Origin of the sequence: Aquabacterium soli, assembly GCF_003933735.1 — a bacterium.
In the GTDB taxonomy this organism is placed as follows: domain Bacteria; phylum Pseudomonadota; class Gammaproteobacteria; order Burkholderiales; family Burkholderiaceae_C; genus Aquabacterium; species Aquabacterium soli.
Genome location: NZ_RSED01000002.1, coordinates 41,944 through 66,773, shown reverse-complemented (window position 1 = coordinate 66,773; position 24,830 = coordinate 41,944). Strand labels below are relative to the sequence as shown.

Genomic DNA, 24,830 nt, shown 5'->3' with positions numbered 1-24,830 from the left:
CGATTCCGCGCCAGCGGGCGCTGGCCTTCCAAGCGCTCTGTGCCTCACGGCCAGGGCGCTTTGTCGTTGCCCAAGGCGTTTTTACATCTCCATCGCAAGCGCCCCTGAACGTGAGTCCCGTGCCTGACGCATCAATGCATGTGCGTTAACACGCGGACTTTTTGGGCTTGCGGGGCATTTAATGTCGGCGCCGATTCCCCCGTGTCACCCCGCATCCTGTTATTGAGGGATAGTCCCGTCTAAAGTAAGGGCATCGTGGATCCGAAGTCCCACGGAGGAGATGACGATGACCGACAACATGAAGACCCCATCCACCGGCGTGCACCCCATCGTGCCGCGTGAAAAACTCCAGTTCAATCTGGACGATCCCAGCATTGGCAAGCATTGGATGGGCAACGACGCCTTCCAGAGCCGTTTCTGGGATGCGCTGTCTTTGACTTTCCCGCCTGGTGAAAAATACTTCATGAATTGCGTGCGCGATTTCCGCGACCAGATTCAGGATCCCCAGCTGCTGCAGGACATCAAGGACTTCAACCGCCAGGAAGCCCAGCACAGCATGGTCCACCGCCAGGACAACGAGCGCCTGCGCCGCCAGGGCGTGGATGTGGACAAGCACACCGCCTATGTGGACGACATGCTCAACAAGGGCTTCCGCGCCAAGTACAGCAAGGGCTACAACCTGGCCATCACCTCGGCGCTGGAGCACTTCACCTCCATCATCGCCCACAGCCTTTTCGACAAGCGTGACGTGATGAAGCAGGCCCATCCCAATGTACGGGCCATGTACTCCTGGCACGCCATCGAAGAGGTCGAGCACAAGGCCGTGGCCTATGACGTGATGGTGGATTACGCCAAGGTGGGCTACTTCAAGCGTGCAGGCGCCCTGGTGCATGCCACCTTCCTGTTCCCCAAGATCATCTTCGTGATCCAGCGCCAGTTGATGATCCATGATGGCTACACGGCTTGGCAGCGCCTGAACCTGATGCGCAAGGGCATCTGGTGGTTGATCAAGCCGGGCGGCCTGCTGCAGCCCATGCTCAAGCACTACTGGACGTACTACAAGCCCGGTTACCACCCCTGGCAGGAAACCGAGCAGCCGGGCTACGAGCAATGGCTGGCCGCGTTCAACGCCAGCGGCGATCCCATCAAGGCCAGTGAGCAGACGCGCGTCGACATGGCGCTGGCCTGATCCCCCTGCACGCTTCACATCAAAGGCCCTTCGGGGCCTTTTTCGTTGTGAGGTGCGGGAAAACCCCTTACAGCATCTGTCGTAAAAGCATCCCTGGTGTCATCGGCCATCCTGTCGGCTGTCGGCTTCATTTCCTAAAGTGAGGCCATCGTCAGACAAAAAGTACCGAAGAGACACCATGGCCACACCTGACCAATCCGCACAGCACCCCATCGTGCCGCGTGAGCGCCTGAACTTCCACCTGGACGATCCCGACATCCCGAAGTACTGGTTCGGCGGCGACCCGTTCAAGACCCGCCTGTTCGACGCCATGTCGCTGATTTTCCCGCCGGGCGAACGCTTCTTCATGACCAGCGTGCGCGACTACCGTGACCGCATCACCGACCCCAAGCTGCTGGACGAGATCAAGGGCTTCAACCGCCAGGAAGCCCAGCACAGCATGGTGCACAACCAGTACAACGACCGCCTGCGTGCCCAGGGCATCGACGTGGACGGCATGATGAAGTGGCTGGAAGACCTGCTCTTCGTCAAGTACCGTGGCTCGCGCAGCCGTGAATACACGCTGGCCATCACCTGTGCACTGGAGCACTTCACCTCCATCGGCGCCCACCCCCTGTTCGACAAGCGGGACGTGCTGCGCGATGCCGATCACCGCGTGCGCGCCATGTACTCGTGGCATGCCATCGAAGAAGTCGAGCACAAGGGCGTGGCCTACGATGTGATGCTGGACTACGCCAAGGTGGGCAACTTCACCCGCATCTTGGCCATGCTGGAAACGTCGATCATCTTCCCGGTCGTCATCCACCGCTTCCTGGACCAACTGCTCAAGGCGGACGGGTTCTCGTGGTGGGAGCGTCGCAAGATGCACCTCAAGGGCTTCTGGTGGGTGCTCAAGCCGGGTGGCCTGATCGCCCCGATGATCAAGCATTACTTCCCGTACTACCGGCTCAATTTCCACCCCTGGCAGGAAACCGAGCAGCCTGGTTACGAGCAGTGGCTGGCTGCCTTCAACCTGCACCGCGATCCGATCGAGGCCAGTGAACTGATGCGTGCGGCCATGGGGGCAGGGGCACGCTGAAATCCGCCTGGCGTTTGACGTCCGCCGGCAGTGCACCGACACGTTGACATTTCCCGGCGCGTGGTCGCGTTAGTTGGTTAGACTTCGGCACATCCTGCCTGGGTGTGCCGATTTCTTTTATGCGTATTCCCATCCCCAATGCCATGCTCGAGGCCCTGGGCATCAAGCCCATCCCGCTGTTCATGCTCTCAAGCTGGATCAAGGCGGCGGCGAAGTGCGGCTTCAACGTCCAGCCCCTGTTCAAGGAAGCGGGCTTCAAGATCGACCTGATCCGCCTTGAAGACGCCCGTGTCTCGCCGCTGCAACTGATCTCCGTGCTGGAGCAGTGCGTGGCCATGTCGCCCGACAAGTACTTTCCGCTGGTGCTGGGCGACACCTTCGCCTTCGAATCCCTGCCCGAGTTCGAAACCCTGCTGACCACCAGCGCCAACCTGCGCGATGCGTTGAAGGTGGCCGATCTGGCGCGGCGCGTCGTGCTGCCGTGGATCAAGATCGAACTGGTGGAGGAGGGCGAGGTGGCACGCGTGTTCATCGGTTTCGACGTGCCCGTGCCCAACATCGACAGCTTCGGCTTGCCTCTGCACTTGGTGTCCCAGGGCATCCTGGCCAGCGTGCGCAAGTTCGGGCGCAACCTGCAGGGCAGCGAGGACGGCTTCATCGGCGTGGAACTCAAAGGGCCGCCGCCCGATGGCTATGCCGACGAGATCCGCCGGTATTTCAATGTGCCGGTGTCCTTCAACCAACCGCATGATGCGTTGGTGTTCGAGCGCCGTATCCTGGACACGCCTCTGGAAGGGGCTTTTCCGATGCTGCACGAGCAGGCCCATTTTTTGGCCGAGCAGCGCCTGGGCAAGGAGGTGCGCCGCCAGGGCGTCGCCGCCGAGATCGAGGATCTGATCTCTCGCGAGCCCGATCTGCTGGCGCTGGGCATCGAGGACATGGCAGAGCGCCTGAACCTGCACGCCCGCACCCTTCAGCGCCGCCTCAAGGACGAGGGCGACAGCTACCTGCACGTGCAGGCCCGCATGCGCCACCGCCTGGCCTGCCAGTGGCTCAAGCAGGGCACGGTGTCCATCGACGACATCAGCGCCCGCCTGGGCTTCTCCGATCGCCGCGCCTTCACGGCCGCCTTCAAGCGCTGGGAGGGCACCACGCCCAAGGCCTGGCGCGAGCAACAGAACTGATTCCATCGTGACCATCACCGCACAAGAAGCCCTTGATCGCCTGCGCGAGGGCAACCAACGCTTCGTGGCCAGCCTGCAGAGCGACGACCCCCTGCCGGCGCGGCGTTTCGAGCTGTCCCAGGCCCAGGAGCCCATCGCCATCATCCTGGGCTGCTCGGATTCGCGTGTGCCGGCCGAGATCGTGTTCGACCAGGGCCTGGGTGATCTGTTTGTGATCCGCGTGGCCGGCAACGTGGTGGCGCCCTCGCAGGTGGGCAGCGTGGAGTTCGCCGCCTCGCGCTTCGGCACGCGGCTGGTCGTGGTGCTGGGGCATTCGCGCTGCGGGGCGATCCTGGCCACCATCGAAGAACTGCAACGTCCGGCCGAGAATCAATCACGCAACCTGGCCGCCATTGTCGACCGCGTGCGCCCCTCCGTCGAGGGGCTGATGAAGACCGAACTGCGCCATGACCTCGATGCCCTGGTGCACCAGGCCGTGCGCAGCAACGTGGGCGTGTCGGTGGACCACCTTCGCCATGGCTCGCCCATCCTGGAGCAGTTGATCCAGGACGAAGGCCTGCTGGTGGTGGGGGCCGAGTATTCGCTGGAAACCGGTGAGGTCGAGTTCTTCGACCTGGGCAGCGGTCGCGGCTGCTGCCATCACCCCTGATGCTAGAGTCCGCCCCATGTCTGAACGCCAAGATCTTCAAGGCCGGCGCATCGTGCTGGGCCTGTCGGGCGGCATCGCCTGCTACAAATCGGCCGAACTGGTCCGCCTGCTGACGCGCCACGGCGCCGAGGTGCAGGTGGTGATGACGCCAGCGGCCGAGTCCTTCATCACGGCCGTCACCATGCAGGCACTGTCGGGCCGCCCCGTGGTGACCAGCCAGTGGGACGCACGCGAGCCCAACAACATGCCCCACATCAACCTGGGGCGCTGGGCCGAAGCCATCGTGATCGCACCCGCCAGCGCGGACCTGATGGCGCAACTGGCGCAAGGCTGCTCCGACGAGTTGCTCAGCCTGCTGTGCCTGGCCCGCCCGCGCGAGACCTGCGCGCTGCTGGTGGCCCCGGCGATGAACCGCGAGATGTGGTCGCATCCGGCCACCCAGCGCAACGTGGCGCAACTGCGCGCCGACGCCACCCGCATCCTGGGCCCCGACGCGGGCGACCAGGCCTGTGGCGAGGTAGGCGACGGCCGCATGCTCGAAGCTGCAGAGCTGCTCGACGAAGTCATCACCCATTTCCAGCCCAAGGTGCTGGCGGGCAAGCGCCTGCTGATCACCGCAGGCCCCACCTTCGAGCCCATCGACCCGGTGCGCGGCATCACCAACCACTCCAGCGGCAAGATGGGCTTCGCCATGGCGCGTGCCGCGGCAGAAGCCGGCGCCCAGGTCACCTTGGTGGCCGGCCCGGTGCACCTGCCCACCCCGCGTGGCGTGACACGCTACAACGTGACCACGGCCCAGCAGATGCACGACCTGGTGCTGCCGCAGGCCGCCAGCCACGATGTGTTCATCGCGACGGCCGCCGTGGCCGACTGGCGCCCCGCCACGCTCAATGAGCACAAGATCAAGAAGGACGGCAAGAAGGCCGCGCCCACGTTCGAACTCACCGAAAACCCCGACATCCTGGCCGCCGTGGCCGCGCTGCAGCCTCCGCCCTATTGCGTGGGATTTGCTGCCGAAAGCGAGAACCTGCTCGAGCACGCCCGTGCCAAGCTCGTGCGCAAGCGCCTGCCGCTGATCGTGGGCAACCTGGGCCCGGCCACCTTCGGCCGGGACGACAACACCTTGCTGGTGGTCGATGCAGACAGTCACCACGCGTTGCCAGCGGGCGGCGGCAGCGCCGACAAACTGGCCCTGGCGCGCGAGCTGATGCAGGACATTGCCAAGCGCCTGCGGGTTGCTGCCGCACGCTGAGGCGTTGCTTGGATCGACCCCCCGCCCATCTCTCTGCTGAACCCCGATGACCACCGTATCCGTCGACCTGAAGATCCTGGACCCGCGCATGGCCGAGGTCCTGCCCGCTTATGCCACGCCCGGCAGCGCCGGCCTGGACCTGCGCGCTTGCCTGGACCAGCCCCTGGTGCTGCAGCCCGGCCAGGCCGAGCTGATCCCCACGGGGCTGTCACTGCACCTCGGCGATCCGAACCTGGCGGCCATGATCCTGCCGCGCAGCGGCCTGGGCCACAAGAGCGGCATCGTGCTGGGCAACCTGGTCGGCCTGATCGACTCGGATTACCAGGGGCCGTTGATGGTCAGTTGCTGGAACCGGGGCAGTGCCGCTTTCACGATCCAGCCGATGGAGCGCATCGCGCAACTGGTGATCGTGCCGGTGGTGCAGGCCCGCTTCAATGTGGTCAGCGAGTTCGGTGCCGGCACCGAGCGCGGGCAGGGCGGCTTCGGCTCGACGGGCAAGGCCTGAAGCCAGGCTCAGTGCTCAGTGCAGCGTGGCGCCGGGGGGCAGATCCTGGTCGCCACCGGGCGCGAAGCTGAAGATCGACTGGGCCACGGAGCCCTGCTCGATCTCTTCCTCGCTGGCCTCGCGCACATCGATCACCTTGAGTGACAGGTTCAGTGCGATGCCGGCCAGCGGGTGGTTGCCGTCGAGCACCACGTGCGTGTCGTACACCTCGGTGACGGTGTAGATCGCATCCTTGGGCATGTCCGGCGTCTGGCTGCCTTCTGGCGGGCCTTCGAACTGCATGCCTTCTTCCACCGTGTCGGGAAAGATCTCACTCGCTTCGAAGAAGACCAGTTCACTGTGGTAATCGCCGAAGGCGTGTTCCGGCTCCAAGTGCAATGCGGCTTCGAAGCCGATCGACTGGCCCAGCAGTGCTTCTTCAACCTTGCTGAGCAGGTCGTCTCCGCCGAAGAAAAACTCCATCGGCTCGTTCAATTCATCGATGAGCTCGCCTTGGGCGTCTTCCAGACGCCAGGTCAGGCTCACCACGCAGGGGTTGCGAATGTCCATGCCCCGATCATCTCACGCCGCACAATGGCGCCCTATGACCCGTCCAAAGACCCTGACTGAAAAACCGATGGCCCGCACTGCCGCCTCCCGCCCCGCCGATGCTGCCCTGGCCGCCCCCACGCCTTTGCTGGGTGGCCTGTCGCCCGAGGCGTTCATGCGCCGCCATTGGCAGAAGAAGCCCCTGCTGATCCGCCAGGCGGTGCCGGGCGTGAGGCCGCCACTGGGGCGGGCCGAGCTGTTCTCACTGGCCGGCCGTGACGATGTGGAGTCGCGGCTGATCGTCCATGAACCGGGCAGGACGGCCGGTAAGAAAGCGGCCTCAGCGCCCACCTCTGGCTGGCGCCTGGAGCACGGCCCCCTGGCCCGCAGGGCCCTGCCGCCTCTGACACAACCCGCCTGGACACTGCTGGTGCAGGGGCTGGATCTGCACGTGCCGGCGGCGCACGATCTGCTCACGCGCTTTCGCTTCGTGCCCGAAGCCCGGCTCGACGACCTGATGATCTCCTATGCCACCGATGGTGGAGGCGTGGGCCCGCACTACGACTCCTACGATGTGTTCCTGCTGCAGGTGCACGGCAAGCGCCGCTGGCGCATCGGACGCCTCAAGGACGACAACCTGCTGCCTGATGTGCCCCTGAAGATCCTGAGCCAGTTCGAAGCCGAGCAGGAGTGGGTGCTGGAGCCCGGCGACATGCTCTACCTGCCGCCGCGCTGGGCGCATGACGGCATCGCCGAGGGCGAGTGCATGACGTGCTCCATCGGGTTCCGTGCGCCCGATGCCAATGGCCTGGCAGCCGAGCTGCTGGTGCGCCTCGCCGAGAACCTGGACGATGCGCGCCGCCAGCTCTACCGCGATCCGGCGCAGCCCGCCACCACCGAGCCGGGCCGCATGCCTTCGGATCTGCAGGCCTTTGCCGCTGATGCGGTGATGCGTGCCCTGCGTGATCCCCTGCAACTCCAGGCGGCGTTGGGTGAGATCCTGACCGAGCCCAAGCCCAAGGTGTGGTTCGAATTGGGCGACCCGCTGCCTGAGGGCGCGGGCGTGGTGCTCGATGCCCGCACCCGCATGATGTACGACGACAAGCACCTCTTTGCGAATGGCGATTCCTGGCGCGCCGCAGGGGCTGATGCCAGGCTCTTGCGCCGCCTGGCCGATGCCCGTAGGCTGGATGCCCGCGCTGTCGCGGGTGCCAGCCCCGAGGCCCGCGAGCTGCTCGACCAGTGGGCCGAGGACGGCTGGCTTCATCCAGAGATCCCCGACAGCACCGATCAACACTGAGGATACTCGCCATGAACGTCCCTTGGTCCGATCCCGATCACGACAGTGGCCACATCGATGGCTGGGGGGGCTGGGCCGATGCTGTGCGCGCCTTGCTGGCCGAAGCGGGCGAGCATCCGGCATCGCTGTTGATGTTCGATGTGGATTACTCGCATTGGCCACTGGGTGAACTGGCATGTGTGCAAGCCCTTGAGCAGTGGGCCCTGGGTGGGCGGAACCTGCATTGCACGATGCTTGCCGACCAGTGGCAGCATGTACCTCGGCAGCACCCTCGGTGGATGCGCTGGCGCGTGACATGGGGGCACAAACTGAGTTGCAAGTCGCTGCCTGACGATGAGCAGTCGGCCTTGCAAAGGCTCCGCCCCATGCTCGTGCTCGAAGGGAAGCTGGGTATTTCGCTGCTTGACGAAGAGCATGGAACAGGCATTTGGAGCCGCTCTCCGAGCACCTTGCGGGAATGGTGGCAAGGTGGTGATGCGATTTCGCAACGATCCATGGACGCTATGCCGGCAACGACATTAGGTTTATAGGGAATTGCCCGAAGCAGCATATAATCTCGGTCTGAATGCGGCGCATCTCAATGGTTCGCTGCATCCAAACAACTGCTGACTCATATTCTTGGGGCCAGTGGTTCCAAGTACAGTTCCAATCGCTTTCCGGTTTTTGACACACCTTTTGAGGACACAAGCATGAAAAAGTCGCTCCTGCTGGCTTCGTTGATCGCTGCCATGGCTCTGGCCGCTTGCGGCAAGAAGGAAGAAGCTGCCGCTGACGCCGCCGCTTCCGCCGCTTCCGACGCCGCTTCGTCGGCTGTTGACGCTGCTTCCGCTGCCACCGACGCCGCTTCCGCTGCCGTCGATACTGCCGCTACCGCTGCTTCCGACGCCGCTTCGGCTGCTGTCGATGCCGCTTCCGCTGCTGCCAGCGCTGCGTCGAACTAATCTCTGTTCTCAGAGTCAAGAAAGCCGCTCTTGGAGCGGCTTTTTTTGTGCCCGAGTGTTTGATGGCGAGCTTTCCGTCTGCGTCATTATGAAATCGGCGATACAAGCCGTAAACAAAAAACCCGGCACTGCCGGGCTTTGTTTTTGAATCCCCCAATTGAAGGGGGATGAATATCTGCCACCGCTCGTGGCAGTGCCATGCTTCATTCCAAATTGGTGGCGAGTTGTTTTGCCACGTCCTTGGCGCCGTCGGTGTTGATGGCCTTGCCATCGCTGCCCAGCACCGTGACGGAAGCGCTGTTGCCTTGGCTGGCCACCTTGAGGCGGTACCGCGTGAGGGTGTCGGCGGTGGGCTTGCTGCTGAACCAGCCCGTCATGCGGGTGAGCAGGCCGGGCTTGTCTTCCGGCTTGGTGGAGGCCAGGCGAACCTCGAACACACCGGCGCTGCGGTCGCGGTCTTCCACCGTGAAGCCGCCGCGGTCCAGGGCCAGGCCCACACGGCGCCAAGCTTGATCGAAATTGCCAGAGAAGGCCACACCCAGGCCATCGGCCGTCAGGTTGCTGCGGGGGGCCGTGCTTGCGCTGGCGGCGCTCTGGTCTGCAGCCAGGGTGGCTTTCGCGGTTTCCTTGGGCGTGCCCAGCTTGACCATCAGGCGCGAGAGCATTTCTGCCTCGAGTGCGGGGTCGGAGGGGCGGGCCTTCCAGGTTGTCTGCTCCTTGCGGCCATCGGTGTAGATCTCGATCAAACCGTGGTGGCCGATGTAGACCTCGGAACCCTTGGAGGTACGCTCGATGCGGGTGCGGTACTGGTCGCGCTCGCCGGTGTCGTACAGGTTGTCGATGATCTTGCCGACCAGGTTGCGCAGGCCGTCCTGCTGCAGCTTGGCACGGTTCTCGGACCAGGTGGTTTCCATCAGGCCGGCTTGTGGCTGGTCGGTGGTCAGCTCGAAGCCGTTCTCGCCCCAGAACTCCCGGATCACGTTGTAGATCTGCTCGGGTGGTTGGTCCACGGTCAGCCAGCGGGTCTGGCCATCGCGCTGCAGCGTCACGCCGCCGATGGTGCCGGGTGCCACGGCGGGTGCCGCAGCGGTGGAGGGGGCTTGGCCTTGCTGTTGGGTGAATGTGCTGGCAGACACGGTGCCTGGCGAGGCCAGGGTGTAGCGGGCCTGGCCGCTCAGCTGTGTCAGGTCGGGCGGCACTTCGAGGTTCACGGCCTTGGCGCCGGTGGCCTTGTAGTCCACCTTGTCGTTGCTGAGCGCACTGCTCACCGTGGAGCAGCCAGTGGCCAGCGCAGACAGCACGCAGGCGGTTGCCACCAGGGTCTGGCGGGCGGAGATGTGTTGGATCGGCATGGTGACTCTGTGCGGTCCGTGAAGAGGGGCCGTGATGGGGCCGTGGAGGGGGCCGTTAAGCCGAGATGAATGGTCTGTGCAAGAGGGATCGATCACAGCACGCCGCTGTCGCGCAGTGCGGCTTCGACCGTGGCCTGGGCCGATTCGCCCAGCGTTGTCAGCGGCAGGCGCAGTGCGCCACCAGCCTTGCCCATGCGGGCCAGGGCCCATTTGACAGGGATCGGGTTCGGTTCGGTGAACAGGTGCTTGTGCAGGGGCAGCAACTGCATGTGCAGCTCGACCGCGCGCTTGGCGTCGCCGGCGATGGCCGCCTTGCACAGCTGGTGCATGGCCTTGGGCGCCACGTTGGCCGTGACGCTCACGTTGCCATGACCGCCCAGCAGCATCAGGGCCACCGCGGTGGGGTCGTCACCCGAGTAGATGCCGAAGCCCTTGGGGGCCTGCTTGATCAGCCAGGCGGCCCGCTCGAGGTTGCCGGTGGCTTCCTTGATGCCGATCACGCCGGGCACCTGCGCCAGGCGCAGGGCGGTCTCGGGCTGCATGTCTGCCACGGTGCGGCCGGGCACGTTGTAGAGCATCTGGGGGATGTCCACGGCCTCGGCGATGGCCTTGAAATGCTGGTAGATGCCTTCTTGCGTGGGCTTGTTGTAATAGGGCACGACCTGCAGGGTGCAGTTGGCGCCCACCTTCTTGGCGAACTCGCTGAGCTCGATGGCCTCGCGGGTCGAGTTGGCGCCGGCGCCGGCCATGATGGGCACGCGGCCTGCGGCCTGTTCGACGGACACGCGGATGATCTCGCAATGCTCGTCGACCGAGACGGTGGGCGACTCGCCCGTGGTGCCGACCACGCCGATGCAATCCGTGCCTTCGGCGATGTGCCAGTCGATCAGGCGGCGCAGGGCGTCATAGTCCACGCTACCGTCGTCGTGCATCGGGGTGATGAGCGCAACAATACTGCCAAGAATCGGTTTCATGTTCTGTGTCCTGAGAATCCGAAGATTCTAATGGGGCCGCACATCATTTTTGAGTGCGGCAAGGGCCAGGCGGTCGACCAGGGCGGGCGCCAGCAGCTTCATCCAGCGTCCGAGCTTGCCCTTGGCGGTCATCACGATGTCGCGCTGGCGTCGGGCCATGCCGTCGGCGATCAGTCGCGCACAGGTCTCGACGCTCATGGCGCCGCGCTCGTCCAGGCCGCTTTGGCCAGCGGCTTGTCCTTGAGCGTTAAACCCGCGGTATCTTATGTCGGTGGCGACAACACCCGGATAGGCGATGGTGACGCCCACGCCGTGCGGCGCCATCTCGACACGCAAGGATTCGAAAAATCCGGTCATCGCGAACTTGGTGGCGCTGTAGGCCGTGCGGCCAGGCACGCCCACCAGCCCGGCCAGGCTGGAGACGGCCACGATCAGGCCGCGGCTGGCCTTGAGGTGAGGCAGGGCGGCGCGGGTGCACCAGGCGCTGCCCCACAGGTTGATGCGCATCAGGTGTTCGTACCAGTCCATGTCCTGCACTTCGTCGAGCAGGGCGTGGGCCGACATGCCAGCGTTGTTGACCAGCACGTCGATGCGGCCGTAGCGTGCCACGGTGTCGGCGATCAACCCTTCGCAGTCCGCCTGCTGGCCCACGTCGGTGGGGCGCACCAGCACATGCGCGCCATGGGCCTCGCAGGCGCGGGCCACCTCGGCGAGCTTGTCCTGGCTGCGGGCGGCCAGGACCAGTGCCGCGGTGGCGCCATCGCGTGCGGCGATCTGGCGGGCCAGTTCGGCGCCGATGCCGTCAGAGGCACCGGTGATGATGGTGACGTGTTGGTTCATGGTGTTCTGGATGCATCAGGGAGATGAAGCGCGTTGACATGTTCTGAACCTCATACCGATACGCAGGCGGCCCACCACGCGGCGAGGTCCAGCAGCAGGTCGGCGCGAAAGTACCATGCAAACGTGCCGGCCAGTATCAGCAGCAGCACGAGGTGCAGCAAATGGCGCTTGATGCGACTCATCGCATGACGCGCATCAGGCCAGCGCCTCACCCAGCCGCCCCTTGGGAGGCTGGTGCTCGCGCACGGGCAGGTTGAGCACGGCGGCCGTCACGCCCAGGGCGATGGCGATCCACCAGACCACCTGGTAGCTGCCGGTCAGGTCATACAGATGGCCGGCCAGCCACACGCCGCAGAACGAGCCCAGCTGGTGCGACAGGAACACCACGGCGCCCAGCATGGACAGGTGGCGCACGCCCAGCATCTGCGCCACGATGGCGTTGGTTGGCGGCACGGTGGACAGCCACAGCACGCCCATGGTGGCGGCGAACAGGCCCACGCTCAGGGCGCTGGGCGGCACGGCGATGAACGCCACCATGGCCACGGCCCGCAGCGCATAGATGCCGGCCAGCAGGTAGGGCTTGGACCAGCGCTGCCCCAACTGGCCAATGCCATAGGTGCCGAAGATGTTGAACAGGCCAATGAGCGCCAGCGCCGTGGTGGCCACGTGGGCGGGCAGGGCGTGGTCCTTGAGGTAGCTGGGCAGGTGCACGCCGATGAAGGCCAGCTGGAAGCCGCAGACAAAATAGCCTGCCGTGAGCAACTGGTAGCTGGGGTGGGCCAGTGCTTCGCGCAGGGCGCCCAGGGCCGACATCGGGCCTTGCGGGTCAATGGCAACGGTCACACCCGGCTGCGCGGGCGCCGCCGACGGGCGCGGTGCGGGCCGGTCGGCGCGCAGGCCCCACCCCAGCGGCACGATCAGCAAGGCCGTGCCCGCCAGCACCCACAGGGCGGTCTGCCAGCCCACGCCCGAGATCAGCGTGCTGGAGAGGGGCACCATCAGGAACTGGCCGAAGGAGCCGGCCGCGGCCGTGATGCCCATGGCCCAGGAGCGTTGCTGAGCGCTCACGTGGCGTCCGATCACGCCATAGACCACGGCATAGGTGCTGCACGCCTGGGCGCAGCCGATCAGCACGCCGGTGCTCAGTGTGAACAGGCCCAGGTGCGTGCTGGTGGCCATGCCCAGCAGGCCGGCCGCATAGAGCAGGGCCCCCAACCACAAGGGTGCGGTGGCGCCTCGGCGATCGGCCCACCAACCCACCAGAGGGCCGGAGAGGCCCCACACCAGGTTCTGGATGGCAAGCGCGAAGGAGAAGGATTCCCGACTCCAGCCGCGCTCCATGCAGATGGGTTGCAGCCACAGGCCGAAGCCATGGCGGATGCCCATCGACAAGGTTACGACAAAGGCGCCGCAGAACAGCAACTGCCACAGGGGCAGGATGGGCGACAGGGGCGCGGGTGCGTGCACCTGCGAGGGGGTGGGCTGGCTCAAGGGGGCTCCGTCAGGATGTGGATCTGACTGGGATTCCCGGACGTGCGCCCGAATGCAATGCCTGGTAAATCTGGTGATCGGTGGGCGAGGGCGTCAGACCTGCATGTTCATGATATCGGTATACGCCTGAACCAGCTTGTTGCGCACCTGAACGGCCGACTGGAAACCGAGTTGCGCCTTCTGCATGGCGATCATGGTTTCTTCCAGGCTGACGGTGGGGTTGTCGAACTGCACCTCGCGCTGCATGGAGGTGGCCTGGTTCTGCGCCTGGCTCACGCCCTTGAGCGCGCTCGAGAACGCGGTCTGGAAGCTGGGGCCGTCCACCTTGGCACCCGCATTGCCTGCCGCCTCCAGGCGTGTCTTGGCCTGCACCCGCTGTGCCACGTCGGCCATGCCGGCGCGGGACGCGGCCTGGGCGAAATCGAAAGGCTTAAGTTTCAGGTCCATGGTGTCGATACCGCTGAAGACGACAAGGTGTGATGGATCTCACCACGATTGGCATCCTAGCCGGGGTGACCCGTGTCCGATGGTGCGAAGTGGTCCCCATTTGACTGGCTGTTCCCGGCACTTTTTACCGCCGGCTTCCCAATAATGGGCCCCGTACTTGAAGGGTTTGCGGCATCGTGTGATCTCGATGCGCGGCCCTCGCGCAGATCAGCTCATGGATGTCACCGTCGCTCAAGCTCAGAACCTGACTTCGCCAGCTCCCGGCTCGGCGGCCGAGGCCGCGCCCCTGGGATTTGTCCAGCGTGTCCAGTCCCTGCCCATGCAGCGCAAGCTGATGCTGGGCGGTGGCATCGCGGCCCTGCTGGCCATCCTCGTGGCCATGACGATGTGGAGCAACCAGGCAGAGTACCGCGTGCTGTACAACAACCTGTCCGACAAGGACGGGGGGGCCATCCTGGCCCAGTTGCAGCAAATGAATGTGCCCTACAAGTACACCGACGGCGGCGCCGCCATCATGGTGCCCTCCGACAAGGTGCACGATGTGCGCCTGAAGCTGGCCTCGGCCGGCCTGCCCAAGGGCTCGGTGGCCGGCTACGAGCTGATGGAAACCCAGCGTTTCGGGGTGACACAGTTCCAGGAGCGCCTGAACTTCCAGCGCGGCCTCGAAGGCGAGCTGACGCGCTCCATCCAGACCCTGTCGGGCGTGGAATCTGCCCGCGTGCACCTGGCCCTGCCCAACCAGAACGGATTCTTCCGGGAGCAGCAGAAGGCCTCGGCCTCGGTGATCCTGAGCATGTACGCTGGCCGCACCCTGGACAAGGGACAAGTGGCGGGCATCGTGCACCTGGTGTCCTCCAGCGTGCCGGAGATGTCGCCCAAGTCGGTGAGCGTGGTGGACCAGAGCGGTTCGCTGCTGTCGGGGCAGGCCGAAGGCGCCAACGTGGACCAGGCCGGCCTGGATGCCCAGCAGCTTCAATATGTTCGCCAGATGGAAACCGGTTTCACGCAGCGCATCCGCGACCTGCTCGAGCCCGTGGTCGGCAAGGACAACCTGCGGGCGCAGGTGACGGCCGACCTGGATTTTTCACAGGTTGAATCGACGGCCGAAGAGTTCAAGCCGAACCAGACGCCCACCAGCGCCGCCGTGCGCAGCCAGCAGACCAGCGAGCAGAACAGCGGCGCTGGCGGCTCGAACGCCCAGCCCACCGGTGTGCCCGGCGCGATGAGCAACCAGCCGCCCACCCCGGCCACGGCCCCGGTCAATGGCGCCTCGCAGCCGCTGCAGGGCACCCAGGCCAACGGCGCTGCTGGCGCAGGTGGCTCCAGCCGCCGCGATGCGGTCACCAACTACGAGGTCGACAAGACCGTCCGCGTGACGCGCAACCCCTCGGGCAGCATCAAGCGCCTGAACGCCGCGGTGGTGATCAACAACATCACCAAGACGGATGCCAAGGGCAAGACCACCACGACGCCGCTGAGCCAGGAAGATCTGGATAAACTCACGGCCCTTGTGAAGGAAGGCATTGGCTTCAACGAGCAGCGCGGCGATTCCGTGAAGGTGATCAACACCCCATTCCAGTTGGTGAAAGAAGAAACGGCCGACACGCCGTTCTGGAAGGACCCGAGCACACAGGAGTGGATGCGTTCGCTGCTGGTGCCTGGTGCCATGACCCTGCTGGCCCTGATCGTGGTGTTCGGCGCCATTCGCCCTGCCATCAACGCGGCCAAGCCCCCCAAGGATGAATCGAAGTCCAGACTGAATGCTGTGGTGGATGACGAGCAGCAACTGCCCGGTCTGGAAAGTGCCAGCGAGGTGCTGCCCGCGCTCGAAGCGCCCAGCGGCCCCGACCGCCGCCTGGAAGCCGCACGCCAACTGGCCAAGGACAACCCCGTCGCGATGGCTGGCATCGTGCGCGGCTGGGTGAACAAGGAATGACGCCGCATCATGGATGAGCAAGGACTAGAAGACGCCGCCATCTTGCTGATGTCCCTCGGCGAGGACGAAGCCGCCGAGGTCTTCAAGCAACTTGAGCCCAAGGAGGTTCAGAGCCTGGGCGAGACCATCGCGCGCCTCAAGACCGTGACACGCGAGCGCGTGGACTCGGTCTTGTCCCGTTTTGCCAAAGAAGCGGCCGAAGTCGGGTCCCTGGTGTCCGACACCGACGAATACGTCAAGGCCGTGCTGCGCCGCGCCCTGGGCGAGGAGAAGGCCAACCTGCTGATCGATCGCATCATCCAGACCAGCGATGTGGCGGGCATCGAAAGCCTGAAGTGGATGGACCCGGCCTCGGTGGCCGAACTGCTGCGCAACGAGCACCCGCAGATCGTGGCCGCGATCCTGGTGCACCTGGATCCGGACCTGGCCTCCGGTGCCCTCAAGTACTTCAGCGATCGCCACCGCAACGAGGTGATGATCCGCATCGCCACGCTGGACGGCATCCAGCCGACCGCTTTGCGTGACCTGAACGAAGTGATGTCGCGCGTGCTGGCCGGGGGCACCCAGGTGCGCCGCCAGTCGCTGGGCGGTGTCAAGCCCGCGGCCGAGATCATCAACCTGATGGGCTCTTCGGTGGAGACCTCGGTGCTGGACTACATCCGCGAGGCCGATGGCGACCTGGCCCAGAAGATCATGGACAACATGTTCGTGTTCGACGATCTGGCCAAGCTGGACGACAAGGGCTTCCAGGCCCTGCTCAAGGAAGTGCAGACCGAATCGCTCATCATCGCGCTCAAGGGCGCCTCGACGGACATCCGCGACAAGGTGTTCCGCAACATGTCCAGCCGTGCTGCTGAAACGCTGCGCGAAGACCTGGATTCGCGTGGCCCCGTCAAGTTGTCCGAGGTCGAGGGCGAGCAGAAGGAAATGCTGAAGATCGTCCGCCGCCTGGCCGATGAAGGCCAGATCGTGCTGGCCAGCGGAGGCGACGATGAGTACGTCTAACAAGACGCAGCCGCCTCGCGGTGGAGCGCCGTCCGGTGCCGACGGCGGGGCCGGTGCAGGCGGGCAGGCAGGTGCGCCCAACAGTTACACCCGTTTCATCCCGCGCGAAGAACTGCGCGGGTTTTCCGCCTGGGCGCCCGAATCTTTCGAAGACCCGAGCGTGAGCAAGTCGGCGCCGGGGCAATCGCCGGCCGGTGGTGGTGTGCACAAGGCGCCCTTCGCCGTGCGCGCTGGCGTGGCCGGGGCCCAAGGGCAGGGCGCGGCCCGCACCGAGCCCCCCGGCCCGGTCGGTGGCGTGCCTGGCCAGGCACCCGCGCCTGCCAAGGCGCCCGAGCCTGAGCCTGCCCCGGTGGACATGGACGCGGTGGTGCGCGATTCACGCCAGGCCGGCTACCAGGATGGTTACCGCGACGGCCTGTCTGCCCTGGAGAGCTACAAGCAGACCCAGGCGGCGCAGATGGCCGCCTTCATGAGCGACCAGGTGGGCGCGTTGGTGAACGACCTGCACGCCCGGCTGGAGTCGCTGGAGCAACAGCTTTCGGGCCGCATCGCCGGCGTGGCGCTGGAGCTGGCCCGCCAGGTGGTGCGCAGCGAGATCACCCAGCGCCCGGAGCTGGTGCTGTCGGTGGCCGATGACGCCATGACCACCTTGCTGGCCTCGGCCCGCCAGGTGGTGCTGCGCCTGAACCCTGAAGACCATGCACTGGCCCAGGGGGCCCTGGAAGAGGTGCTGCAAGCCCGCGGCGCCCGCATGGTGGCAGACCCCCACGTCAGCCAGGGCGGGTGTATCGTGGAATCGGACATCGCCGTGGTCGACGCGACGGTGGAGGCCCGCTGGCGCAAGGTGGCTGCGGCCATGGGCGTGGCCACCGAATGGGATGGCAGTTTCACGCCTGGTGCCGATGCCGACGCCCAGAGTCAGTGGCTGGACGACATGGATCCGTTGAGCAGCACCGGCAACTGACGGAACGAACACCATGAACATGCCCCTGCAGACCCGGCGTGACGTTTCCATGGACAAGTGGAAGCGTTTCCTGGAAGACTTGGATGCCTGCGCCGCGGCCCCACAGCCTCTTGAGAACCAGGGCAAGCTGGTGCGCGTGGCCGGACTGGTGCTGGAGGCCGCTGGCCTGCGCCTGCCCGTGGGCGCCGTCTGCGAGATCCACTCCGAGATGCGCCTGGAGGCCACGCCTGTGCTGGCCGAGGTGGTGGGTTTTGCGGGTGACCGTGCCTACCTGATGCCCACAGCAGAGGTGCATGGCCTGGCCAGCGGCGCCCGCGTGGTGCCACGTGCCTTGCCCATCAACCCGCCGCTGCTGGGGCGGCCCAGCCACCCCTGGCGCCGCAGCGAAGACCGCACCCGCCATTTGCCCATTGGCAGCGGCCTGCTGGGCCGTGTGGTGGATGCGCAGGGCGAGCCGCTGGACAAGCGGGGCCCGCTGACCCACACGCGCAGCGAGCCCCTGGTGCGCCGCTCGATCAACGCGATGGAACGTGACCCGGTGCGCCTGCCGCTGGACACGGGCGTGCGCGCCATCAATGCCATGCTCACCGTGGGCCGCGGCCAGCGCATCGGCCTGTTCGCCGGCTCCGGCGTGGGCAAGAGCGTGCTGATGGGCATGATGGCCCGCTACACCCAGGCCGATGTCATCGTTGTCGGGCTGATCGGCGAACGGGGCCGCGAGGTCAAGGAGTTCATCGAGGACATCCTGGGCGAAGAGGGCCTGGCCCGCTCCGTCGTGGTGGCGGCGCCCGCCGATGCGCCGCCGCTGACCCGCATGCAGGGTGCCGCTTACGCCACGGCCGTGGCTGAGCACTTTCGCGATGAAGGACTGCACGTGCTGCTGCTGATGGATTCCCTCACGCGGTATGCCATGGCACAGCGTGAAATCGCGCTGGCCATTGGCGAGCCTCCTGCCACCAAGGGCTACCCACCGTCGTGCTTTGCCAAGCTGCCGCAACTGGTCGAGCGCAGCGGCAACGGCCTGAATGGCCATGGCTCGATCACGGCCTTCTACACGGTGCTGTCCGAGGGTGACGACCAGCAGGATCCGATCGCGGATGCGGCCCGTGCCATCCTGGACGGCCACATCGTGCTTTCGCGGGATCTGGCCGAAGCCGGCCACTTCCCGGCCATCGACATCGAGCGTTCCGCATCGCGGGTGATGAACAACGTGGCCTCGCATGAGCACCTCGATGCGTCCAGGCGATTCCGCCAGCTGTGGTCACGCTACAGCAAGGCACGAGACCTGATCCAGCTGGGCGCCTACACCCCTGGGGGCGACCCGGAGCTGGATCTGGCGGTGAAAGTCCACCCCTACATGGTGGGCATGCTTCAACAAGACATGCATACACCCGCTACTTTGACCGACAGTGTGGGACAGTTGCGTGCCATCGTACAGGGGTGAAGAAAAGCCTATTGCCGCTTGATCGGAGCCTATCGTGAGCACCTCTCAGCAACCCTTGATGACCCTGCTGGGGCAGGCCGAAGAGGCCCGTGATGCCGCGCTCGCGCAGTTCGAGCTCAGCCGCAAGGCGCATGAAGGCTCACGCCAGCAACTGCAATCCCTGCAGGATTTCCGTGACCAGTACCAGAGCCGCTGGCAGACGCAGTTCCGCCAGGCCGGCGGCATGGAGATCATGCGCTGCTACCAGGATTTCATGGCCCGGCTGGGCGATGCGGTCGACGACCAGCGCAGGCGCAGCGAGCAGTTCAACCTGTCCATGGAGCGTTGCCGCGCCGAGCTGATCGAACGCGAGCGCAAGGTGGCCGCGGTGACGCAGTTGCTGGAGCGCCGTGAAAAAGAACAGCTTCAGAAGGAAGTGCGCCGCGAGCAGAAGGCCACCGACGAGCTGGCAGCCCGGCTGATGGCCTCGGCTCCCCCCGGCCCGATGTCGGCCAAGAGCAACCTGCCGCCGTCCTCTCACTGACAACGAACAGACAAGCGAGAACACCGATGAGCACCAATCTACAGAATCTGCCCTCCCTGCTGAACAAGCCGGGCTCGCAGACGTCGGGCGCGACCTCCGGTGTCGCGGGCGGCTCGCTGGCCGATGTGCTGGGCAAGGGCTCGGGCAACGACAGCCAGACCTTCGCCAAGCTGATGTCCCAATACCAGAACCCGCAAGCCAGCGTCCAGGGCAGCCTGTCTGCCGGGGTGGGGGCCCAGGCCAACGCCGCGGCACAAGCCCTGCGTGCCAAGGCTGCTGCGGCACAGAGCACCGCCCATCTGCAGCAGAGGCAGCAGCCGCCCACGCCGGCCAAGCCTGAAACCCAGGCCCAGCCTGCCAAGCAGGCCCAGAAGACCAACACGCAGCAGAACAAGCCGAACAACGAGGCACGCGCCAAGCCCAAGCAGGCCGATGGGGCCGAGAGGCAGCAATCAGCCAAGGCAGACCAGGCGGGCAAGGCCGACCAGGTGGATGCCAAGGGCGAGGCAGATCACGGCAAGGACGACGTGAAGTTCTCCACCGCCCAGGGTGAGGGTAGTGCCCAGGTGCGCGAGTTGCAGCCTCCTGCCGATGTGGCGACCTCCGACCCGGCCTCGATGATGGCCTGGTTGGCCTCCTTGTCGCAAAGCGGTGACGCGGCCCAGGCCACGCAGGCCGATGGCGCCCTCACCGAAGGTGGTGCCGGTGCCGCCAAGCCGTCCGATGCGGCGGGGGCTGGCGCAGGCAAGGGTGGCCCGGGGGCGCTGCCCACCGGCACGGCCGCCCTGACCACGCAGTTGCTGGGGCAGCAGCAGGCGCTCAAGGGTGATCCCAAGATGATGGCGGCCGAGGGCCAGGGTGCGACCGCCGCGATCGCGGCCCAGGATGCCTCTTCTCCGCTGGAGTTCAATGCCCTGATGGCCCGTGAGCTGGCCCGTCCGGCCGGTGCAGGCGCCTCGGCCACCGAGTCGACCGCACATGCCTCCGCCACGCTGCCGACGCCGGTCGACAGCCCCGATTTCAAGAATGCCCTGGCCGAGCGCGTGGGCATGTGGGTGTCGGGCACCCCCGCCAATGGCCAGATGACGGCCGAACTGCGGCTGAACCCGGAGGACATGGGCCCCGTGCACATCCGCATCGTGATGGACGGCCAGAACGCCCAGGTGGACTTTGCCGCGGCCCACGCCGAGACGCGCCAGGCCCTCGAAGCCAGCCTGCCAGCCCTTTCCAGCGCGCTGGAAGACGCCGGGCTGAGCCTGTCGGGTGGCGGTGTGTCCGATCAGGGGGCCAGCCAGGCCTGGGCCCAGCAGCAACAAGGGCAGGGCGAGGGGCAGCCACGCGCCATGGCCTGGTCCGGCCGTGGCCTGGGCGCCGAGCAGGCCGACATGGACGCACAAGCTGGCCTGGCGCCCATGCCCCGGCCTGCCGCGCGTCCGGGCGGGTTGGACCTCTACGCCTGATCCAGATCGCCAGGCGTCCGGAGGAATCAACCGGCATTAAGGGCGGCTTATTCGCACATTGCAAAAAGCTCCGCCTCGGAATAATCGAGGCACAGACTGAAACGGAGATTCATGCATGGCCGCCGCCCCCGCCCCCGCCGCTGATGCCGCCCCCAAGGGCGGCTCCAAGAAACTGATCATCATCATCGTGGCCGTGCTGCTCCTGGTGGTGGTCGGTGGTGGTGCTGCGGCCGTGCTGCTGATGAAGAAGAACACCCATGCCGAAGCCGGCGAAGAGGGTGACGAAGAGCACGAAGCCCCCGCCGAGAAGGCCAAGCCCAAGGAGCACAAGGCCGACGGCCACCCGCCCACCTTCGTGCCGCTGGATCCCTTCACCGTGAACCTGTCCGACAAGGATGCCGACCGCTATGCGCAGGTGGGCATCAACCTGCAGGTGGAAGACCCCAAGCTGGGCGACGAGATCAAGAACTACATGCCGGCCATCCGCAACGGCATCCTGCTGATCCTGTCGCACAAGAGCAGCGAAGACCTTCTCAGCCCCGAGGGCAAGCAGAAGCTGGCCGAAGAGATCCGCCGGGAAACCGCGCGCGCCATGGGCTACGAAGTGCCTGATCCCGACGAGGAAGAGGACACTGCGGAAGACGAAGCGCCGAAGAAGAAAAAGAAGAAGAAAAAGAAGGTCGAGGTGTACAACCCTATCGTGCATGTGCACTATTCGAACTTCATCGTTCAGTGATGCGGCCGACGCGCAGTAGAGTGAGTCGCCATGAATCAGCAAATCCTCTCGCAAGATGAAGTCGATGCCCTGTTGCAGGGCATCACCGGTGAAAGCCAGAAGCTGGAGCAGGACGATGCGCCGGTCGAGGGCATCCGCGACTACAACCTGGCCAGCCAGGAGCGTATCGTTCGTGGGCGCATGCCCACGATGGAGATCATCAACGAGCGTTTTGCCCGCAACATCCGCATCGGCCTGTTCAACCTGATTCGCCGCTCGCCCGAAGTGTCCGTGGGCGGCATCAAGGTGCAGAAGTACAGCGCCTTCCTGCGCGAGATCGTGGTGCCCACCAACTTCAACATCATGGCCATCCGCCCTTTGCGCGGTTCGGGCCTGGTGGTGTGTGACCCGACCCTGGTATTTGCCGTGATCGATGCCTTGTTCGGCGGAGCCGGCAAGTTCCACACCCGGATCGAAGGCCGTGATTTCTCTCCCACCGAGCAGCGCATCATCCAGCGCCTCATTGAAGTCATCACTGTCGAGTACAAGAAGGCGTGGAAGGGCATCTACCCGGTCGAGCTGGAGTACCAGCGCTCGGAGATGCAGCCTCAGTTCGCCACCATCGCCACGCCCAGCGAGATCGTGGTGTGCACCTCGTTCACGCTGGAGATCGGCGAGACCAGCGGCACCGTCCACATCTGCATCCCCTACGCCGCGCTGGAGCCCATTCGCGACATCCTGTATTCGTCCATCCAGGGTGATTCGGCCGAGCCTGACCGCCGCTGGGTCAAGCTGCTGCAACAGCAGATCCAGTCGGCCGAGGTCGAGGTGGTGGCCGAACTGGCCAAGGCCCCGGCCACCGTCGAACAACTGCTGTCCTTCAAGCCAGGCGACTTCATCGAGCTGGATCTGAACCAGCTGCTGGAGGCCAAGGTCGACGGCGTACCCATCTTCGAGTGCTATTACGGCACCTCTAACGGCAAATACGCCTTGAGGGTCGAAAAACTGCTCACCCACAACACCGCCGACATGGGTTGGCTGGGAGAAAAGAATGTCTGACACCGCCGCCGAATTTCCGCCCGACGAAGCCAAGGGCAATGAGGAGCAGGACGCGATGGCCGCGGAATGGGAAGCTGCATTGGCTCAACAGTCCTCATCGTCGGGCACCGCGTCCGAAGTGACCGATGCCGCCCCCCAGATGACGCCCGCCACTTTCGCGAACTTCTCGCCTGCGCCTGCCAACCCGGCCGGCAACGACCTGAACATGATCCTGGACATCCCCGTGCAGCTCACGGTGGAACTGGGTCGCACGCGCATCCCCATCAAGAACATCCTGCAACTGGCACAGGGGTCGGTGGTGGAGCTCGATGCCATGGCCGGCGAACCGATGGACGTGCTGGTCAACGGCTTCCTGATCGCGCAGGGCGAGGTGGTGGTGGTAAACGACAAGTTCGGTATCCGCCTGACCGACATCGTCACGCCGTCCGAGCGCATGCGTCGCCTGAGCAAGGGCAACTGAGCCAAGGACACGACCCATGCAATCCACCGGACTGATGGTGTTCTGGCTGCTCATCGTGCTGGCACTGATCCCCGTGTCGCTTTGGCTGCTCAAGCGCTCCGGCATGGCCACGGGGCTGCAAGGCGAGGGCGCTGCTGCAGTGCTCAAGCCTGTCGCCCAGGTGAGCCTGGGCAATGGTCAACGCGTCGTGACCATCGAGGTCAACAGCGGCGAGCAACGCACCTGGCTCGTGCTGGGTGTGACGGGCCAGCAGATCAACACCTTGCACACGATGGATGCGCCGGCCGCGCAGCCTGGCGCGAACAATGTTCGGCCCCTGCCGCCTTTCGCCCAGTTGCTGCGCCGAGTGGCCGATCGGCAGGGGGCGTCGTCAAGCGCAACCGGCTCGCCACAAGATCCGCGCGCCTGAAGGCGCGCTACCCATCGCAAAACCAGGTTCCCCCCATGTCGATATCGGCACGTTGTTGCTCAAACCAAAGCTCCAGGGTTCTGCGCCTGGGTGCCCTGGTGTTGCTGTCCACCCTGCTGCCGGCCCTGGCCTGGGCCCAGGCGGGCGGACAGATCACCCCGGCCCCGTCGGGTGGCCTGCCCTTGATGGTGGGGCAGGGCGCCTCGGGCAACAGCTACTCGGTGCCCATCCAGACCCTGCTCTTCTTCACGGCGCTGAGCTTCTTGCCGGCCGCCGTGCTGATGATGACGGGCTTCACCCGCATCGTGATCGTACTGAGCCTGACCCGGCAGGCCCTGGGTGCCCAGACGGCGCCGCCCAACCAGGTCATCGTGGGCCTGTCGCTGTTCCTGACCCTGTTCGTCATGGGGCCGACCATCGACAAGGTCTACAAGGAAGCCTACGAGCCCTTTGCCGCCAACCAGATCAGCTTCAATGAGGCGCTGGACCGTGGGCAGGGCCCGTTCCGCGAGTTCATGGGCAAGCAGACACGCCAGTCGGACCTGATGCTGTTCTCCAAGCTGGCCAAGTACGAGGGCAAGATCACGCCCCAGGACGTGCCCTTTCGGGTGCTGGTGCCTGCCTTCGTCACCAGCGAGCTGAAGTCGGCCTTCCAGATCGCCTTCCTCATCTTCATCCCCTTCCTGGTCATCGACATGGTCGTGGCCAGCGTGCTGATGAGCCTGGGCATGATGATGCTGTCACCTGTGATGGTGGCGTTGCCCTTCAAGCTGATGCTGTTCGTGCTGGCCGATGGCTGGAACCTGCTGCTGGGCTCTCTGGCCGCCAGCTTTGCCACCTGAACCACGCAAGACCATGGATCCGCAACAAGTCCTCACCATTGGCCGCGACGGCCTGCTGACCCTGCTGATGGTCTGCGCCCCCATCCTGCTCGTGGTGCTGGGTGTGGGCCTGGTGATCAGCATCCTGCAGGCGGCCACTCAGATTCACGAACAGACCTTGTCCTTCGTGCCCAAGCTGCTGGCTGCTTTCGCCATGTTGGGCCTGGCCGGCCCCTGGATGATCAGCACGCTGGTGGATCTGATCCGCACGACGCTGGAATCCATTCCCAGCGTCGTGGGCTGA

At 65.4% G+C, this 24,830-nt stretch carries 28 protein-coding genes; 21 read left to right on the top strand and 7 right to left on the bottom strand.

From position 1 onward, the window contains the following. The first annotated feature begins 286 nt into the window (after positions 1-286). The 6 genes from EIP75_RS02495 (at position 287) to dut (ending at position 5,857) form a co-directional block, all read left to right on the top strand. Positions 287-1,189 (top strand): metal-dependent hydrolase, encoded by a 903-nt coding sequence (locus EIP75_RS02495; protein WP_158622720.1) that lies wholly within the window; start codon positions 287-289, stop codon positions 1,187-1,189. A 178-nt stretch (positions 1,190-1,367) separates the two neighbouring features. Then, positions 1,368-2,267: a metal-dependent hydrolase gene (locus EIP75_RS02490; protein ID WP_125241661.1), complete on the top strand. Its 900-nt coding sequence runs from the start codon at positions 1,368-1,370 to the stop codon at positions 2,265-2,267. A 119-nt stretch (positions 2,268-2,386) separates the two neighbouring features. Continuing rightward, entirely contained in the window at positions 2,387-3,451 is a 1,065-nt protein-coding gene (locus EIP75_RS02485) for a helix-turn-helix domain-containing protein (RefSeq protein ID WP_125241660.1), read from the top strand. A 7-nt stretch (positions 3,452-3,458) separates the two neighbouring features. Beyond that, positions 3,459-4,100 carry a carbonic anhydrase gene (locus tag EIP75_RS02480; protein WP_125241659.1) on the top strand — a complete coding sequence of 214 codons (642 nt, stop codon included), beginning with the start codon at positions 3,459-3,461 and terminating at the stop codon, positions 4,098-4,100. Between the two features lie 16 nt (positions 4,101-4,116). After that, on the top strand, positions 4,117-5,352 hold the full coding sequence (gene coaBC, locus EIP75_RS02475; RefSeq protein ID WP_125241658.1) for a bifunctional phosphopantothenoylcysteine decarboxylase/phosphopantothenate--cysteine ligase CoaBC: 1,236 nt from the start codon (positions 4,117-4,119) through the stop codon (positions 5,350-5,352). 46 nt (positions 5,353-5,398) lie between these two features. Beyond that, a complete protein-coding gene (dut, locus tag EIP75_RS02470; protein WP_125241657.1) occupies positions 5,399-5,857 on the top strand; it encodes a dUTP diphosphatase in 459 nt (152 codons plus the stop codon). Positions 5,858-5,872: 15 nt separating this feature from the next. On the opposite strand, the gene EIP75_RS02465 is transcribed toward dut, so the two are convergent. Next, on the bottom strand, positions 5,873-6,406 hold the full coding sequence (locus EIP75_RS02465; RefSeq protein WP_125241656.1) for an FKBP-type peptidyl-prolyl cis-trans isomerase: 534 nt from the start codon (positions 6,404-6,406) through the stop codon (positions 5,873-5,875). 67 nt (positions 6,407-6,473) lie between these two features. Here EIP75_RS02465 and EIP75_RS02460 point away from each other — a divergent pair, with 67 nt between their 5' ends. From EIP75_RS02460 to EIP75_RS02450, 3 genes are all read left to right on the top strand, one after another. After that, positions 6,474-7,685 carry a JmjC domain-containing protein gene (locus EIP75_RS02460; protein ID WP_233584644.1) on the top strand — a complete coding sequence of 404 codons (1,212 nt, stop codon included), beginning with the start codon at positions 6,474-6,476 and terminating at the stop codon, positions 7,683-7,685. A gap of 11 nt (positions 7,686-7,696) precedes the next feature. After that, positions 7,697-8,215: a hypothetical protein gene (locus tag EIP75_RS02455; RefSeq protein WP_125241654.1), complete on the top strand. Its 519-nt coding sequence runs from the start codon at positions 7,697-7,699 to the stop codon at positions 8,213-8,215. A 159-nt stretch (positions 8,216-8,374) separates the two neighbouring features. After that, positions 8,375-8,626, top strand: a complete 252-nt coding sequence (locus tag EIP75_RS02450) for a hypothetical protein (protein WP_125241653.1) — start codon at positions 8,375-8,377, stop codon at positions 8,624-8,626. 203 nt (positions 8,627-8,829) lie between these two features. Here EIP75_RS02450 and bamC read toward each other — a convergent pair whose 3' ends face one another. The 6 genes from bamC to fliE all read right to left on the bottom strand — a co-directional run bounded on the left by bamC (position 8,830) and on the right by fliE (position 13,730). Continuing rightward, positions 8,830-9,978, bottom strand: coding sequence for an NlpB/DapX family lipoprotein (bamC, locus tag EIP75_RS02445; RefSeq protein ID WP_125241652.1), 1,149 nt, complete (start codon positions 9,976-9,978; stop codon positions 8,830-8,832). Positions 9,979-10,070: 92 nt separating this feature from the next. Continuing rightward, entirely contained in the window at positions 10,071-10,952 is an 882-nt protein-coding gene (gene dapA, locus EIP75_RS02440; protein ID WP_125241651.1) for a 4-hydroxy-tetrahydrodipicolinate synthase, read from the bottom strand. A gap of 27 nt (positions 10,953-10,979) precedes the next feature. Next, positions 10,980-11,792: an SDR family oxidoreductase gene (locus EIP75_RS02435; RefSeq protein ID WP_125241650.1), complete on the bottom strand. Its 813-nt coding sequence runs from the start codon at positions 11,790-11,792 to the stop codon at positions 10,980-10,982. Positions 11,793-11,842: 50 nt separating this feature from the next. Continuing rightward, positions 11,843-11,974 (bottom strand): hypothetical protein, encoded by a 132-nt coding sequence (locus EIP75_RS24820; protein WP_274379797.1) that lies wholly within the window; start codon positions 11,972-11,974, stop codon positions 11,843-11,845. A gap of 13 nt (positions 11,975-11,987) precedes the next feature. Continuing rightward, positions 11,988-13,283: an MFS transporter gene (locus EIP75_RS02430; protein WP_233584643.1), complete on the bottom strand. Its 1,296-nt coding sequence runs from the start codon at positions 13,281-13,283 to the stop codon at positions 11,988-11,990. Between the two features lie 93 nt (positions 13,284-13,376). Further along, entirely contained in the window at positions 13,377-13,730 is a 354-nt protein-coding gene (fliE, locus tag EIP75_RS02425; protein ID WP_125241649.1) for a flagellar hook-basal body complex protein FliE, read from the bottom strand. A gap of 214 nt (positions 13,731-13,944) precedes the next feature. On the opposite strand from fliE, the gene fliF reads away from it, so the two are divergent. From fliF to fliQ, 12 genes are all read left to right on the top strand, one after another. Next, a complete protein-coding gene (gene fliF / locus EIP75_RS02420) occupies positions 13,945-15,666 on the top strand; it encodes a flagellar basal-body MS-ring/collar protein FliF (protein WP_125241648.1) in 1,722 nt (573 codons plus the stop codon). A gap of 9 nt (positions 15,667-15,675) precedes the next feature. Beyond that, the gene (gene fliG / locus EIP75_RS02415) at positions 15,676-16,671 is read left to right on the top strand and encodes a flagellar motor switch protein FliG (protein ID WP_125241647.1); all 996 of its coding nucleotides are present in this window, start codon (positions 15,676-15,678) and stop codon (positions 16,669-16,671) included. Continuing rightward, positions 16,658-17,635, top strand: coding sequence for a FliH/SctL family protein (locus EIP75_RS02410; RefSeq protein ID WP_125241646.1), 978 nt, complete (start codon positions 16,658-16,660; stop codon positions 17,633-17,635). The genes fliG and EIP75_RS02410 overlap by 14 nt, the downstream gene beginning before the upstream one ends. A gap of 13 nt (positions 17,636-17,648) precedes the next feature. Next, positions 17,649-19,079 carry a flagellar protein export ATPase FliI gene (fliI, locus tag EIP75_RS02405; protein ID WP_420797138.1) on the top strand — a complete coding sequence of 477 codons (1,431 nt, stop codon included), beginning with the start codon at positions 17,649-17,651 and terminating at the stop codon, positions 19,077-19,079. Between the two features lie 34 nt (positions 19,080-19,113). Next, the gene (gene fliJ, locus EIP75_RS02400) at positions 19,114-19,602 is read left to right on the top strand and encodes a flagellar export protein FliJ (RefSeq protein WP_125241645.1); all 489 of its coding nucleotides are present in this window, start codon (positions 19,114-19,116) and stop codon (positions 19,600-19,602) included. 26 nt (positions 19,603-19,628) lie between these two features. Further along, the gene (locus EIP75_RS02395) at positions 19,629-21,062 is read left to right on the top strand and encodes a flagellar hook-length control protein FliK (protein WP_125241644.1); all 1,434 of its coding nucleotides are present in this window, start codon (positions 19,629-19,631) and stop codon (positions 21,060-21,062) included. Between the two features lie 115 nt (positions 21,063-21,177). Next, positions 21,178-21,798, top strand: coding sequence for a flagellar basal body-associated FliL family protein (locus tag EIP75_RS02390; RefSeq protein WP_125241643.1), 621 nt, complete (start codon positions 21,178-21,180; stop codon positions 21,796-21,798). A 30-nt stretch (positions 21,799-21,828) separates the two neighbouring features. Continuing rightward, positions 21,829-22,836: a flagellar motor switch protein FliM gene (fliM, locus tag EIP75_RS02385; RefSeq protein WP_125241642.1), complete on the top strand. Its 1,008-nt coding sequence runs from the start codon at positions 21,829-21,831 to the stop codon at positions 22,834-22,836. 55 nt (positions 22,837-22,891) lie between these two features. Continuing rightward, positions 22,892-23,296: a flagellar motor switch protein FliN gene (gene fliN, locus EIP75_RS02380; RefSeq protein WP_420797144.1), complete on the top strand. Its 405-nt coding sequence runs from the start codon at positions 22,892-22,894 to the stop codon at positions 23,294-23,296. A gap of 16 nt (positions 23,297-23,312) precedes the next feature. Next, on the top strand, positions 23,313-23,705 hold the full coding sequence (locus EIP75_RS02375; RefSeq protein WP_125241640.1) for a FliO/MopB family protein: 393 nt from the start codon (positions 23,313-23,315) through the stop codon (positions 23,703-23,705). A gap of 35 nt (positions 23,706-23,740) precedes the next feature. Next, positions 23,741-24,547 (top strand): flagellar type III secretion system pore protein FliP, encoded by an 807-nt coding sequence (gene fliP / locus EIP75_RS02370; RefSeq protein ID WP_125241639.1) that lies wholly within the window; start codon positions 23,741-23,743, stop codon positions 24,545-24,547. 13 nt (positions 24,548-24,560) lie between these two features. Continuing rightward, positions 24,561-24,830 carry a flagellar biosynthesis protein FliQ gene (fliQ, locus tag EIP75_RS02365; RefSeq protein ID WP_125241638.1) on the top strand — a complete coding sequence of 90 codons (270 nt, stop codon included), beginning with the start codon at positions 24,561-24,563 and terminating at the stop codon, positions 24,828-24,830.

Coding starts and splice junctions, on each gene's coding strand:
- EIP75_RS02390 (WP_125241643.1), top strand. CDS start 21,178: ATGGCCGCCGCCCCCGCCCCCGCCGCTGATGCCGCCCCCAAGGGCGGC.
- EIP75_RS02435 (WP_125241650.1), bottom strand. CDS start 11,792: ATGAACCAACACGTCACCATCATCACCGGTGCCTCTGACGGCATCGGC.
- EIP75_RS02410 (WP_125241646.1), top strand. CDS start 16,658: ATGAGTACGTCTAACAAGACGCAGCCGCCTCGCGGTGGAGCGCCGTCC.
- dut (WP_125241657.1), top strand. CDS start 5,399: ATGACCACCGTATCCGTCGACCTGAAGATCCTGGACCCGCGCATGGCC.
- fliM (WP_125241642.1), top strand. CDS start 21,829: ATGAATCAGCAAATCCTCTCGCAAGATGAAGTCGATGCCCTGTTGCAG.
- EIP75_RS02460 (WP_233584644.1), top strand. CDS start 6,474: ATGGCCCGCACTGCCGCCTCCCGCCCCGCCGATGCTGCCCTGGCCGCC.
- EIP75_RS02375 (WP_125241640.1), top strand. CDS start 23,313: ATGCAATCCACCGGACTGATGGTGTTCTGGCTGCTCATCGTGCTGGCA.
- EIP75_RS02465 (WP_125241656.1), bottom strand. CDS start 6,406: ATGGACATTCGCAACCCCTGCGTGGTGAGCCTGACCTGGCGTCTGGAA.
- EIP75_RS02450 (WP_125241653.1), top strand. CDS start 8,375: ATGAAAAAGTCGCTCCTGCTGGCTTCGTTGATCGCTGCCATGGCTCTG.
- fliN (WP_420797144.1), top strand. CDS start 22,892: ATGGCCGCGGAATGGGAAGCTGCATTGGCTCAACAGTCCTCATCGTCG.
- EIP75_RS02495 (WP_158622720.1), top strand. CDS start 287: ATGACCGACAACATGAAGACCCCATCCACCGGCGTGCACCCCATCGTG.
- EIP75_RS24820 (WP_274379797.1), bottom strand. CDS start 11,974: ATGAGTCGCATCAAGCGCCATTTGCTGCACCTCGTGCTGCTGCTGATA.
- EIP75_RS02455 (WP_125241654.1), top strand. CDS start 7,697: ATGAACGTCCCTTGGTCCGATCCCGATCACGACAGTGGCCACATCGAT.
- EIP75_RS02485 (WP_125241660.1), top strand. CDS start 2,387: ATGCGTATTCCCATCCCCAATGCCATGCTCGAGGCCCTGGGCATCAAG.
- EIP75_RS02490 (WP_125241661.1), top strand. CDS start 1,368: ATGGCCACACCTGACCAATCCGCACAGCACCCCATCGTGCCGCGTGAG.
- bamC (WP_125241652.1), bottom strand. CDS start 9,978: ATGCCGATCCAACACATCTCCGCCCGCCAGACCCTGGTGGCAACCGCC.
- fliP (WP_125241639.1), top strand. CDS start 23,741: ATGTCGATATCGGCACGTTGTTGCTCAAACCAAAGCTCCAGGGTTCTG.
- fliQ (WP_125241638.1), top strand. CDS start 24,561: ATGGATCCGCAACAAGTCCTCACCATTGGCCGCGACGGCCTGCTGACC.
- fliG (WP_125241647.1), top strand. CDS start 15,676: ATGGATGAGCAAGGACTAGAAGACGCCGCCATCTTGCTGATGTCCCTC.
- EIP75_RS02395 (WP_125241644.1), top strand. CDS start 19,629: ATGAGCACCAATCTACAGAATCTGCCCTCCCTGCTGAACAAGCCGGGC.
- fliE (WP_125241649.1), bottom strand. CDS start 13,730: ATGGACCTGAAACTTAAGCCTTTCGATTTCGCCCAGGCCGCGTCCCGC.
- coaBC (WP_125241658.1), top strand. CDS start 4,117: ATGTCTGAACGCCAAGATCTTCAAGGCCGGCGCATCGTGCTGGGCCTG.
- fliF (WP_125241648.1), top strand. CDS start 13,945: ATGGATGTCACCGTCGCTCAAGCTCAGAACCTGACTTCGCCAGCTCCC.
- dapA (WP_125241651.1), bottom strand. CDS start 10,952: ATGAAACCGATTCTTGGCAGTATTGTTGCGCTCATCACCCCGATGCAC.
- fliI (WP_420797138.1), top strand. CDS start 17,649: ATGAACATGCCCCTGCAGACCCGGCGTGACGTTTCCATGGACAAGTGG.